The 11,762-nt window shown below is 65.4% G+C and carries 15 protein-coding genes; 10 read left to right on the forward strand and 5 right to left on the reverse strand.

Features of this window, described 5'->3' with window-relative positions; all coding sequences use genetic code 11:
• Positions 1–221: 221 nt before the first annotated feature.
• Positions 222–1,952, reverse strand: coding sequence for an ATP-dependent DNA ligase LigA (gene ligA, locus P2T60_RS06765; RefSeq protein WP_276281790.1), 1,731 nt, complete (start codon positions 1,950–1,952; stop codon positions 222–224).
• Positions 1,953–2,130: 178 nt separating this feature from the next.
• On the opposite strand from ligA, the gene P2T60_RS06770 reads away from it, so the two are divergent.
• The 4 genes from P2T60_RS06770 (at position 2,131) to P2T60_RS06785 (ending at position 5,270) form a co-directional block, all read left to right on the forward strand.
• Positions 2,131–2,595, forward strand: coding sequence for a hypothetical protein (locus P2T60_RS06770; RefSeq protein WP_276281791.1), 465 nt, complete (start codon positions 2,131–2,133; stop codon positions 2,593–2,595).
• Positions 2,588–3,130 (forward strand): DUF7965 family protein, encoded by a 543-nt coding sequence (locus P2T60_RS06775; RefSeq protein ID WP_276281792.1) that lies wholly within the window; start codon positions 2,588–2,590, stop codon positions 3,128–3,130. Before P2T60_RS06770 ends, P2T60_RS06775 begins: the two co-directional genes overlap by 8 nt.
• A 49-nt stretch (positions 3,131–3,179) precedes the next feature.
• Positions 3,180–4,727, forward strand: a complete 1,548-nt coding sequence (locus P2T60_RS06780; RefSeq protein ID WP_276281793.1) for a glutamate-cysteine ligase family protein — start codon at positions 3,180–3,182, stop codon at positions 4,725–4,727.
• A 132-nt stretch (positions 4,728–4,859) separates the two neighbouring features.
• Positions 4,860–5,270: a carboxymuconolactone decarboxylase family protein gene (locus tag P2T60_RS06785; RefSeq protein WP_276281794.1), complete on the forward strand. Its 411-nt coding sequence runs from the start codon at positions 4,860–4,862 to the stop codon at positions 5,268–5,270.
• An 80-nt stretch (positions 5,271–5,350) separates the two neighbouring features.
• On the opposite strand, the gene P2T60_RS06790 is transcribed toward P2T60_RS06785, so the two are convergent.
• Both P2T60_RS06790 and P2T60_RS06795 read right to left on the reverse strand, forming a co-directional pair.
• Complete coding sequence (locus P2T60_RS06790; RefSeq protein WP_276281795.1) at positions 5,351–6,067, reverse strand: Ntn hydrolase family protein; 717 nt, start codon at positions 6,065–6,067, stop codon at positions 5,351–5,353.
• Between the two features lie 142 nt (positions 6,068–6,209).
• Positions 6,210–6,377, reverse strand: a complete 168-nt coding sequence (locus tag P2T60_RS06795; RefSeq protein WP_276281796.1) for a hypothetical protein — start codon at positions 6,375–6,377, stop codon at positions 6,210–6,212.
• 302 nt (positions 6,378–6,679) lie between these two features.
• Between P2T60_RS06795 and P2T60_RS06800 the strand changes: the two genes are divergently transcribed.
• Positions 6,680–7,057 carry a DUF555 domain-containing protein gene (locus P2T60_RS06800; protein ID WP_276281797.1) on the forward strand — a complete coding sequence of 126 codons (378 nt, stop codon included), beginning with the start codon at positions 6,680–6,682 and terminating at the stop codon, positions 7,055–7,057.
• Between the two features lie 202 nt (positions 7,058–7,259).
• On the opposite strand, the gene pan1 is transcribed toward P2T60_RS06800, so the two are convergent.
• On the reverse strand, positions 7,260–8,474 hold the full coding sequence (gene pan1, locus P2T60_RS06805) for a proteasome-activating nucleotidase Pan1 (RefSeq protein WP_276281798.1): 1,215 nt from the start codon (positions 8,472–8,474) through the stop codon (positions 7,260–7,262).
• 174 nt (positions 8,475–8,648) lie between these two features.
• On the opposite strand from pan1, the gene P2T60_RS06810 reads away from it, so the two are divergent.
• Positions 8,649–8,924, forward strand: a complete 276-nt coding sequence (locus P2T60_RS06810; RefSeq protein WP_276281799.1) for a MarR family transcriptional regulator — start codon at positions 8,649–8,651, stop codon at positions 8,922–8,924.
• Between the two features lie 71 nt (positions 8,925–8,995).
• Here the strand turns inward: P2T60_RS06810 and P2T60_RS06815 are convergent, their stop codons facing one another.
• Positions 8,996–9,463: a hypothetical protein gene (locus tag P2T60_RS06815; protein WP_276281800.1), complete on the reverse strand. Its 468-nt coding sequence runs from the start codon at positions 9,461–9,463 to the stop codon at positions 8,996–8,998.
• Between the two features lie 158 nt (positions 9,464–9,621).
• Here P2T60_RS06815 and P2T60_RS06820 point away from each other — a divergent pair, with 158 nt between their 5' ends.
• From P2T60_RS06820 to P2T60_RS06835, 4 genes are all read left to right on the forward strand, one after another.
• Positions 9,622–9,918, forward strand: coding sequence for a hypothetical protein (locus P2T60_RS06820; RefSeq protein ID WP_276281801.1), 297 nt, complete (start codon positions 9,622–9,624; stop codon positions 9,916–9,918).
• Positions 9,919–10,110: 192 nt separating this feature from the next.
• The gene (locus P2T60_RS06825) at positions 10,111–10,344 is read left to right on the forward strand and encodes a hypothetical protein (protein WP_276281802.1); all 234 of its coding nucleotides are present in this window, start codon (positions 10,111–10,113) and stop codon (positions 10,342–10,344) included.
• Positions 10,345–10,659: 315 nt separating this feature from the next.
• The gene (locus P2T60_RS06830) at positions 10,660–10,914 is read left to right on the forward strand and encodes a BolA family protein (protein ID WP_276281803.1); all 255 of its coding nucleotides are present in this window, start codon (positions 10,660–10,662) and stop codon (positions 10,912–10,914) included.
• Positions 10,915–11,059: 145 nt separating this feature from the next.
• Entirely contained in the window at positions 11,060–11,608 is a 549-nt protein-coding gene (locus tag P2T60_RS06835) for a hypothetical protein (RefSeq protein WP_276281804.1), read from the forward strand.
• The last annotated feature ends 154 nt before the right edge of the window (positions 11,609–11,762 follow it).

The following is an 11,762-nucleotide window of genomic DNA, read 5'->3' on the forward strand; positions in this document are numbered from 1 at the left end:
GCAGGCCACACGCCTCCCCAACCGATTGCGCGTCTCGGTCGTCACTCCCTTCGGTCGTTCCTCTCTGCGATGCTCATCCACCGGCAGACAACCCGCGTCTGCCGAGCAGTCGGCGCACAGCGCCGACGACCTCGCGCGGGTGGGCGCGGCCACTCGCGGGCCGCGCCCGCACGCGCCGGGGTCGTTGTCCGACTCGGCGCGCGTTCACGCTGAAAACCCGGTCACTGCTCGTCGGCCAGTCGCTCCACGCGCGCCAGCGAGTCCGCGCTCTCGGGAGTTTTGTCCTCGCGGACGCCGACGAACCGCGGGAAGCGCAGGGCGTACCCCGACGAGTAGGTCGGCGACGCCTGAATTTCCTCGTAGCCAACCTCGAAGACGACTTCGGGCGCGATTTCGACGGTTTGGCCGTCCTGCTTGCGAACGTGCGGTTCCAGCAGGTCCGTCAGGTCCGCGAGTTCCTCGTCGGTGATGCCCGTCGCCACTTTGCCGAGCGTCTCGAAGGACTCGCCCGAGTCGTCGGCGCGCGCCGACAGCAGGAAGGTGCCGAGGAAACTCGCCCGGCGGCCCTCGCCCCACTCCGCGCCCGTGACCACGAGGTCCAGCGTCTCCACGTCGGGCTTGCGCTTGAGCCAGTTCTTCCCCCGGCGTCCGGGCGAGTAGGTCGAAGCGGGATTCTTGAGCATGATTCCCTCGTGGCCCGCCTCCAGCGCCTCGGTCTCCACGTCGGCGATTTCCTCGGGGTCGTCCGTGACCCACAGCGACGAGACGCCCGCGTCGAGGACCGATTCGAGGCGGTCGTGGCGCTCCGCGAGGGGTTCCCGGAGCAGGTCGTCGCCCGCCGCGTGGAGGCAGTCGAACGCGAACAGGTCCAGCGCCACCTCCTCGCGGGCGCGCTCCACGTCGTGCTTCCGGCGGAACCGCCGCAGGACCTCCTGAAACGGGAGTGGGTCGCCGTCCTCGGTGGCGACGACTTCGCCGTCCAGAATCGCGGGCGAGTCCAGATTCGCCTCGACGTGTTCGACGACTTCCGGGAGCGCGTCGGTCACGTCCTCCATGTTCCGCGAGAAGATGGCGACCGCTCTCGACTCCGCGCTTTCGCCCTCGCCCGCCCAGTCGAGACCCGCGGGGTCGTGGTGAATCTGGACGCGAGCGCCGTCGTACTTCCACTCCACCGCGGTCTCGTCCCAGTCGTCTACGGCGTCTCCGACGGTCCCGGCTTGTGCGAGCATCGCCTGCACCGGGCGGCCGAGTTCGAGGTCCATCGCCGCGAGTCCCGACTCGCCGTCCTCGCGGGCGACCCGCGCCACCTCGCCGTAGTCGTTCGAGACCTGCAAGGCGCGTTCGACGGCTTCCACGGGCACCTCGAACGCCCGCGCGGTGGCGTCCCGGACCGTGCCCTCGCCGACACCGATGCGCATCTCCGAGAGGACGAGGCGAGCGAGGTACCGGGCTTCCTCGGCGCTCGCGCGGTTGAACAGGCCGAACAGGATGTCTATCTTCTTGTCTCGGCTCCCCGACCCCTCGGCGGCGGCGAGGGCGTCCAGTTCCGCGGCGACTTCCGCGACGGTCAGGTCGTCGCCCGACCCGTCTGCTCGCCCGCCGGAGGTGAAGGCTCCGAGACCCTGCTGGCCGCCGAAGTCGTAACTCGCGGCCACCTCGCCGATGTCGCCCACGTCGGCGAGTCGCGCCTCCACGTCGTCGGCCGAGACGTTGGTCCCGGCGGCCCGCGCGACGGCCTCGTAGCAGTAGTTCGGGCCGATGTCGAGGGTTCGGGACGACCACGCCGGGAAGACCCGCCCCTGCACGAACCGGGCCAACACGGGGAGGTCGCCGTCGCTCGCGGATTCTCCTCCGGCGCTCCCGAAAAGGGCCGTCACTCGCTCGGCGATGTCGGTGTCGGCGCTCAACGCTTCGATTTCCGCGGCCGTGTCTGCGAACTCCCCGAACTCCATCGCCCGAAGCTAGTCGGCACCTCGGATTAAACGGTTCGACTCTCGGCGTCGGACGGGTTCGACGCTCCGGGCCGGGGACAACACTTTTCGCGCCTGCGTGTGCCAGTCACGGGCGATGCCCTCCACCACCGACGCCACGGGACGGTCCACCCCCGAGACCCCGCAGGGGGAACGCTAGATGCTACCAGTCCGCACGCTCCACGTCCTCGGCATGGCGTTCGCCCTCGGCGGCGCGACCCTGACGTGGTGGCTGTTCCGACGCGACGACGTATCGAGTTCGGCCGCGGCGGGAACCGCCGCGGCCTACGAACGAGGCTTCTGGGCCGCGACGGGCGTCCTCGTGATGACCGGCGTCGGCAACCTCGGGAGTCTCGCACCCTACGTCCCCTCCGCGGGGACGCGCTGGGGGACGATTTTCGCGGCGAAGCTACTGCTCCTGATAGGCGTGCTGGCGCTCTCGCTGGTCCGGACGCTCGTCGTCCGGCGGTGTCTCCCCACCGAACCGACCGCCATCCCCGCCGACGCGACCACGGCGTCGGGTCCGGAGACGGACCCGACGCGGACGCTCCGGGTCGCCTACGCCGGAACCGCGGTGTCGCTCGCCGTCCTCGTCGCGCTGGCGGAGGTGCTGGCGCATGGGTGAAGGGACCCCAGTCGGGACCGATTCGGACCCGTTCACCGACGACCCCCTCGTGGTCTGGGCGCTCGCGTCGTTCCACACCGCGGCGCTGGTCGCCGTCCTCGTCGCGGCCCTCTACCTCGCCGGACCGCTCGGCGACCTGCTCGGGGGTCTGGACACCCTCGTCGGTCTCGCGCTCTACCTCGCGCTCTGGGCGAGTACGTGGTGGACGACTCGGCGGGCCCTCCGGGAAGTGGCCGACGACACCGACGCCTCGGCGTTCACCGTCGTCGGGGTCGGCGGAAAGTGGGGCGGCGTCAACGGCGTCCTCTTCCTCTGGGCGCTGTTGGTCGTCGTCGCGGTTCCGGTGGCCGACCCGACTCTCGGAGCAGTCTTCTACTTCCTCGTCTTCGCCGGAATCGGGTCGCTTCTCGCGCTCGGCGTCGGCGGCATCGTCGGCGTGGCGTTCGTCGCCTTCGACCTCGCGCTGTTCCGGGTCGCGAGCAGTCTCTCGCCGGGTGCCGCGCCGGGACGCCGAGAGACGGACGAGACGCCCTGACGGACCGATGGCCCGTGGATTCAAGGGAACCCCGTGAGACCTATCGGGTATGCCCGAGTCCGACCTCGCGGTGCAGGTCGAAGACGTGCTTTCCGTGGACCCCGACGAGTTTCAATCGCAGGTCGAAGCAGAAGCCGACGTAATCGTCGAGGAAATCGACGACGGGACCTTCGACAACCCGCAGGCAATCATCGGTTTCGAGTACGAATTCTACGCGGTAGACGACGAGACGACGGCGTTGAAGCGCGTTCCCCGGCGACTCCTCGAACTCATCGGCTTCGAGAAGGAGTTGGGCCTGCACAACGCCGAGATGTCCACCAGTCCCCAACCGCTGAACCAGCACGGGTTGGCGGCCCAAGAAGCCGAGGTGAAAGCCCGACTCTCGGCCGCCGAGGAGCGAACCGGTGCCGAGGGGATGCGACTGGTCAGTGATGCCATGTGGACCATCCCGCCCGAAGGCGAGACCGCTCGGGAGTATCTGACCGATAGCGTGGCCGACCGCGGCATCCGAATCGCCTCGAACATGAGCGACTCGGTGCGCTACCACGCGATGGCGAACTCCGACGCGCAGGCCGGGATGAAACTGGAGGCTCCCCACATCGACCTCGAAGCCGACACCGTGATGCCCGAGAGCCTCATCACTTCGATTCAGCCTCACTATCAGGTGCCCCACGCGCGGGACCTGCCGACCTACTTCCAGTACGCGATTCGCATCGCGGGTCCCCTGCTGGCGCTCGGGGTCAACTCGCCGTTCTTCCCGCCGGACCTCTACGCCGACGACGCCGACCCCGAGGAGATTCTGGCCGACGGGTGGGACGAACACCGCATCAGCGTCTTCGAGACGGTCCTGAACCGGGACGGCGACGACGCCGACAAGGTGCGATTTCCCCGCGACGTGGCGAGCGTCGAGGAGGCCGTAGAGCGAATCGCCGCCGACCGCACCATCGTCCCGATGCCGGTCGAGACGAGCGACCGCTTCGACGACGAGTTCGCCCACTTCAGGCTCAAACACGGCACGTACTGGCGATGGGTCCGACCCGTCTTCGGCGGGGCCACCCGGTCGGACGCCAACGCGCGCATCGAGTTCCGACCCATCGCGGCCCAACCGACGGTCCGGGACTCCATCGCGTTTCAGGCCGCGTTCGCCGGACTCGTGGAGTCGATGTTCCGGCGCGAACACCCGGTCCGGCACCTCGACTGGGTGGTCGCCAAGGACAACTTCTACGACGCGATGCGCGAGGGACTCGACGCCGACCTCTACTGGATTACGAACGCGGGCGAGGAGACCACCGACCACGAGGCGGTGTACGAGGACATCTTCGCCCACGCGAAAGACGGACTCCAGTCCCGCGGTCTCAGCGACGAGCAAGCCGCCAAGTATCTCTATCCGCTCCGCCAGCGCGCCCGCCACCGGTTGACTCCCGCGAGTTGGAAGCGCGAACGCGTCCGGGACCGACTCGACGGCGGCGAGAGCTTCGAGGAGGCGGTGTACGGGATGCAACGCGAGTACGTCGAACAGCAGGCCGAGACGCTCATCGACGGCACGTTCGCCGACTGGGTGGGCCGGGGCGACACCGAGATGAAACGCGAGGAGTGAGGCTCGCCTCGTCCGGTGATTCTTCCGAAAGAGGTAATAGAGTTGATGAATACGTCCCGGACTTATATAATGAATAATTATGTTGTTCTGGGTCGTGGTTCGAGACGCACCGGCACCGAGAGGTAACTGAAGATGGCAACGAACACGACATACGCGGAAATACAGGAGGAAATCGAAGCGACGCTCGGGACGATGCCGGGGTTCTTCGAGGGGATACCGGACGAGACTCTCGTCGCCGAGTGGCCGACCTTCAAGCGGTACACCCTCGACGAGAGCGTGATTCCCGCCAAGTACCGGGAGCTAATCGGCTTGGCAGTGGCGTCGAACATCAAATGCCCGTACTGCGTCCATTTCCACCGGGCCGCGGCCAAACTCCACGGCGCGACCGACGAAGAACTCGAAGAACTCGTCGCGCTGTCGAGTATGACCTCCCGGTGGAGCGCGATGATTCACGCCCAAGAGTACGACCTCGACACGTTCAAGGCCGAGACCGAACGGATTGGCGAACACCTGCAGTCGCAGATGGAGTCCCCGACGGACTGAAATCGTCCGCTTCTTTCGACACCGAACGCGAACGACCGAGCGAATCGGCGTCGAGCGCGTATCGGAGACCGAAAACCGCTCTACAGCGGTGCGTCGTAGTCGTCGTAGCTCGAAATCTCGACGCCTTCCGTGTCGATTTCGGCGAGCCACATACCGTTACCGGAGGCCACGTCGCGTTCGACGGCGCTCTTGAGACCGCGGATGGCGATGTCGCGGGCCTCGTCCTGACTGACTCCCTCCTCGTAGTCCTGTTCGAGGACGCCGAGCGCGAACTGGGACCCAGACCCGGAGACGGCGTAGGTCTCTTCGGTCACGCCGCCGAGGGCGTCGTAGGAGTAGATGTGACCGCCATCTTCGTCCACGCCGCCGAGGACCGGGACCGTGATGAGGAATCCGCCCGAGCGCAGGAGGTTGCCCGTCAGCGTCGAGAGGGCTTCCATGCTCATGTTCTCGCCGCGGCGGGTCTCGTAGAGGTTGTTCTCGACTTCGAGCGTCCGGATGAGCGACTGGGCCGCCGAGACGGACCCGGAGATGGTGAGCGCGCCGGTCGGGTGGACTTCCTCGACCTTCTGGGCGGTCTTCGAGGAGACCATGTTCCCCATGCTCGCTCGCTTGTCCGTGACCATCACCACGCCGTCGGCAGTCGTCAGGCCGATGGTCGTGGTGCCGGTCTTCAGTTCTTTGATGTCTTCGGGGTCGACCGAGCGGTTCGGGAGGGAGCCGAGTTCCGGCTCGTACGGGTTGGTGCTGTCGGCTTCGAAACGCGCGGCGTTCTGGGAGAATTCGGAACCGTGCATTGGGCTACGCATTGCCGGTGTGTAGTTCGCCAGCACTGATAAAACCCACTCTTCGGGCGAACTGGGAGTGGCGGCGAGATTCCGGCCGGAATCTCCGGAGCCACGGCTCTTCGGCGAGTTCGGTCCCCGGAAAACTACGTTCTCACGTCGTCATGTCGTAGGCCTGTTCGAGTCGGCTCACGACCCGGTGGGCGGGAAGCGTGAAGCCGACCTGTCTGGTGGCGATTGCCAGCGGCAACAGTAGGATGCTGGCGGCGACGCTCAACTGGTACAGGGCGAACAGGGTCGCACGGTAAATCCGTGTGGGCATCGGAGTTCGTACCTCAGGCGAGGGTGGGCCAACTGAGTATATAAGAGTTACTGAAAAATGAATTATATAATGAACTATATTTTTGTTCTACCTCGCCGCCCTCTTGCGATTCAACTCAGGTTGCGTTACGTCCAACGCGACCGAGATACCGAAGCGCGCGGCCGTAGGCACCGACTTGGCGACGTTGGGAGTACGCATAACTTATGAGAATTATCCGGTTCACGTGCGCAGTCGCGCGCCTCTCGGCCCACGACGCCGCGCGAAACCGAAAGACACGAACCATCACGGAACGACCCCCAGATATGAGCAACTATCTCGTTGCGATGGAGGCGGCATGGTTGGTACGCGACGTAGAGGACATAGACGACGCTATCGGCGTCGCGGTCAGCGAGTCCGGAAAGCGACTGAACGACCAAGAGATGGACTACGTGGAAGTCGAAGTCGGCGCGACGACCTGTCCCGCGTGCGCCGAACCGTTCGACTCGGCGTTCATCGCGGCGGGTACCGCGCTCGTGGGTCTCCTGTTGGAGATGAAGGTGTTCAACGCCGACAGCGAGGAACACGCCCAGCGCATCGCCAAGAGCGAAATCGGCGGTGCGCTCCGAGACGTGCCCCTCGAAATCGTGGAGACTATCGAGTACGACGAGGACGAGGACATCGAACTCGGCACCGACGAGTAGACTACTCGGGGACCGAACGGGGGCGTCTCTTTTCGTCGTCTCGGCACGCCCGATTTCGCGCGCGTAGTTCTACGCGCGCGAAATCGGGCGGAATCGTTCGCCAGTGAACGGCTAGATGCGTCCGGGGCGATAGCTCTCGCGGGGCGTCCGAAAAGCGAACGAAAGAGAAGACGACGAGTCGCGTCCCAGAAACGAGGCCGAGTCAGGCGAAGGTCTTCGAGATTTCTTCCTCTTCGTCCTCGGCGTCGATTTTGGCCTTGGCGTCCTCGAAGTCCTGCATCCGGATTTCGGTCCGGTCGTCGCGGATGGCGAACATCCCGGCCTCGGTACAGATGGCCTTGATGTCAGCACCCGAAGCGTCCTCGGCGTTCTTGGCGAGTTTCTCGAAGTCCACGTCGTCGCTGACGTTCATGTCGCGGGTGTGGATGCGGAAAATCTTCTCGCGGCCTTCGAGGTTGGGCTTGGGCACTTCGATGAGGCGGTCGAACCGGCCGGGACGGAGGATGGCGCGGTCCAACATGTCGAAGCGGTTGGTCGCGGCGATGATGCGGATTTCGCCGCGCTCTTCGAAGCCGTCCATCTCGCTGAGCAGTTGCATCATCGTGCGCTGGACCTCGGCGTCGCCGGAGGTCTTCGAGTCGGTGCGCTTGGCCGCGATGGCGTCGATTTCGTCGATGAACAGCACGGCGGGTTCGTGCTGGCGAGCGACCTCGAAGAGGTCGCGGACGAGCTTCGCGCCCTCGCCGATGAACTTGTGGACGAGTTCCGACCCGGCCATCTTGATGAAGGTGGCGTCGGTCTGGTTGGCGACGGCCTTCGCCAGCATCGTCTTGCCGGTTCCGGGCGGGCCGTAGAGCAGGACGCCGCTCGGGGGTTCGATGCCGACCTCGCCGAACATCTCGGGGCTTTCGAGGGGCATCTCGACCGTCTCGCGCACTTCGTTCATCTGCTCTTCGAGACCCCCGATGTCCTCGTAGGTGACCTCGGGACTCTCCTCGACCTGCATGACGCGGGCGCGAACGTCGGTCTCGTTCTCCAGCGTCTTCACGATAGATAGCGAGTTGTTGACGGCCACTCGGTCGTCGGGTTCGAGGTCCTCGCGCATCTCGTCGGTGACCTCGGTGACGGCCTCCTGATTGTTGCCGTGTTGCTTGATAATCACGCCGTCGTCGGTGAGTTCCTGCACGGTGGCGACGAAAAGCGGCGACTGCTTGAGCTTCTTGTTCTCGTGAGTCAGGCGTTCGAGCTTCTGCTGGTACTTGTTGTTCTCGGCGTTTGCGTCCAGAAGCTTGTCACGCATCTCCTCGTTTTGCGACTCCAGAACCTCCAACCGCTCTTGAAGGGCCTCTATCTTGTCCTGCTGGGACGCGCTCTCCTCGTCGTAGGGGAGGTCAACGTCTTCCACAGTGTCGGTCATCACGACGCTCTAGGTCCCACCCTCATAAGAGGCTTCGGGTAGGTGTGATGTATGTCAAACAACCACATGCTTATCTGACGTGACGGCAGTCACTCCCCGGACAAGACGGATGTTTCACAGTAATATATTAGAAGGAGAAATATTATTATCCTGTATCCGAAAGTGGCGTATAGCATGAGTGCGTCAGAAACTGCTCGACCGGAGGAGAGTCGGCTGACGGGGGAGAACGCGACGGAGGAGATACGGGACCTGCCGCCGAGCGCTAAACTCGTCGCCAAGGTGCTTGAGTACAACGACACGATGACTCAGAGCCAAATCGCCGAGGAGTCGCTCCTTCCGGACCGCACGGTCCGGTACGCGCTGAGTCGGTTGGACGACGAGGGAATCGTGGACTCTCGGTTCTCCTTCTCGGACGCTCGCAAGCGTCTCTACACGCTTGACCTCGACTGAAGGTCTCGACCGGGTTCGGGAGCCTCTTTCTGCGACTCGGAAATCGGGCGCTATCGGTCGTTATCAGGCGTCTACCGGTCCTCATCGAGGTACGGCCCGTACCAGACGACGGCCCAGTCCGCGGGACTCGGGAGACCGCACCCCGTCAGCGCGACCAGCGCGACAGTCGCCACGTCGTCGTTGGCCGCGACGGGATTCGGAAGGACACCGATTGCGACCAGCGCCAGCGGGAGGGCTAACGCGAGCGGTAGGAGCGCCGCCACGCGGAGAACCCAGTCGGGCGTGGACGGCGGGGCGCGGGTGACTTCGACCCGGACGAGTCCGCCGGAGAAGGCGTGCTGGAGCGTCGCCCGAGCGGTCCGCGAAGCGAAGTCCTCGGACGGGAGGACGGTGACGGTGTACTCGGCGTCGGCGAGGCGGAGCGGGACGACGTGGAGGAGTTCGTGGACGCAGACGCCGACGACGAGGGTGACGAGCAGGACGACACCGAGCGCGAACAGGTCGAGCGCGGGAGCGAACCAGTCGGGGGCGGGATGCATCGGCGTTGACGGCGGTGTCCGTCGGAACGACTCAACTGTTACGGAATCCGTCGCGCGCATCGGCGACCCGACGCCGGTCGGTCCGACGCCGGTCGCTACTCGCACGCCCGGACCGTGCCCGAAGTTTTGAGGGGCGGCGGAACCAACTTCGAGCCACCGTGACGACCGACCAGCTTCAGCCGAACGACCTCGAAGAGGGACGACGCGTCCGCGTCGAGTGGTCGCCCCGCGGTGGGCGGGGCCGCGGCGACGACGCCGAAGGCGAAGTCACTCGCGTCTGGCGACCGGACGACGACGTGCAGGGGTTCACGGTCGAACTCGGCGACGACGCCATCAACGTCTACACCGACTACCGAAAGCCGGTGGTCGAACGCGTCGAGGGCGGACTCGACGACGGCGACGACCCCGAGACCCAGACGGTGGGTCGCCTCGACCGCATCGCAGTCCCCGAGTGACGGCGGAGCGCGACGCTCTTTTTCCGGGCGAACGACAGCGTTCGGACCACGGGATGCACTCGACCGACCAACCGACAGCGAACGCTCGACCGACCAACCGCCGGGGCGGGATAAAGGGGCCGCGCGCTCGCGGGCCGTAGGCCCGTGGTCGCCTCAGCGACCCCTATCCGAGCGAACGCAGTGAGCGAGGATATGTCGCTGAGCGACCGCGAGCGCGCGGGGGCTTTCTGGGCGTTCGTTACGACGGTTCTTGCGGTCGCATTCACCGTCCTGACGACGCATAGCGAGCGCGCGGGGGCTTTCTGGGCATTCTTCGCCACGATTCTGGCGGTTGCGGTGCGGTTGCGGAGCGAGCGGACGGGGGTTTCGAAGCGTTCATCGACGTGGTTTCGATGGCGAGAGAGTCAGCGACCGCGAGAGAGCTAGTCACCGCAATCACGGGGCATGACGGCCTTCAATCGCTTTGACCTTCAGTCGCTTTGACAGACCTCTCGCGTACGGGCGCGGCGCGTGTGCGCCGCGCCCGCCTGCCGGAGTATCTGTATCGAGTCTCGTCGCCAGTGTTGGATTGAAGTGGCGCACTGAGTTCGGGACAATTACATACAATTTTTAAAGACGTATTTTTATTTTCTTTAGCATTATCTGGAATCGTTAGAGCGACGACGCCGACGACCGACGGACCCGACACTCCCGGTAGCGGCTATCCACACGCATTTCACCGCCGGATGCGTACGCCCGTCCATGAACGCCGACGACGTAGCCGACCTCATCGAACGTAACCTCGAAGACGCCGACGCGACGGTCACGCACCCGCGCGGTCCCGACGACGAGGACCACCTCGCGGCCACCGTCGTCTCGCCCGCGTTCGAGGGCGAGAGCCTCGTAGACCAGCACCAGATGGTGTACGACGCGCTCGGCGACCACATGACCGAGGACATCCACGCGCTGGAACTGAAGACCTACGCGCCCGACGAGTACGCCGAACACGGCGAGTAGCGCGCCGGGCACACCGGACCGGGACGGACCGGGCCGAGACGAAGCGTCCGGGCCGAGAGACGTGCGGCGACCCGAGAGACCAAGGGTCCGGGCCGACGTAACTTCGGTATGGTACTCAGAACGACCGAACCCTCCACCACTGCCCATGCCGACGTTCGTTGAAGAGATTCAGACGGTCGAGGACGGCAACGCCGCCGCGTTCGTCCGGCGACTGGCCGACCGCATCGAGACGCTGGGCGAAGCGCTGGGCTTGCTCGAACAGTGGACCGAAGCGAGCCAAGAGACCCGCGCGGAACTCTCCTCGAAGTACGACACGGCCAAGACCCTCGCCAGAAACGAGATTCGCGGCGCGAACGACGACGCGGACGGCGACAACCTCGCGGCCGAGGACCTGCTCGACCACCCCGACGTGAACGACCAGACGAAACAGCGCCTCCGGGAGTACAGCACCAAACTCTTCGTCTACTTGGAGGAAGAGCAGTCCTACGGCGAGGCCCGAACCGAACTCGCCCGGTCGCTCGACGCCGAACTCGACCTCTACAAGCACCTCCTGCCGGAACTCGAACGCGGCGAGACCACCGTCGCCGACGCCCAACAGCGGATAGCGAGATTCGCGCGCGAGGAATCGGTCGGCCCGCCGGACCGGACCGCCGCCGACGTACTGCTCGAATCGGCCGTCGAAAACGAGGAGTGAGTCGTCGCGTTCGTTCGGTCTTCCCGGTTCGAAATCGGAAGTCGTCGTGACGAACGCCCGGAAAGCCCCCGCCCCGGCGGTTGGTCGGCCGAGCGTTGGCTGTCGGTTGGTCGGCCGAGCGCCGCGACGAGAAAGAAGCGACGAAAGCAGAAAA

The sequence above is a fragment of the Halorussus caseinilyticus genome (assembly GCF_029338395.1).
In the GTDB taxonomy this organism is placed as follows: domain Archaea; phylum Halobacteriota; class Halobacteria; order Halobacteriales; family Haladaptataceae; genus Halorussus; species Halorussus caseinilyticus.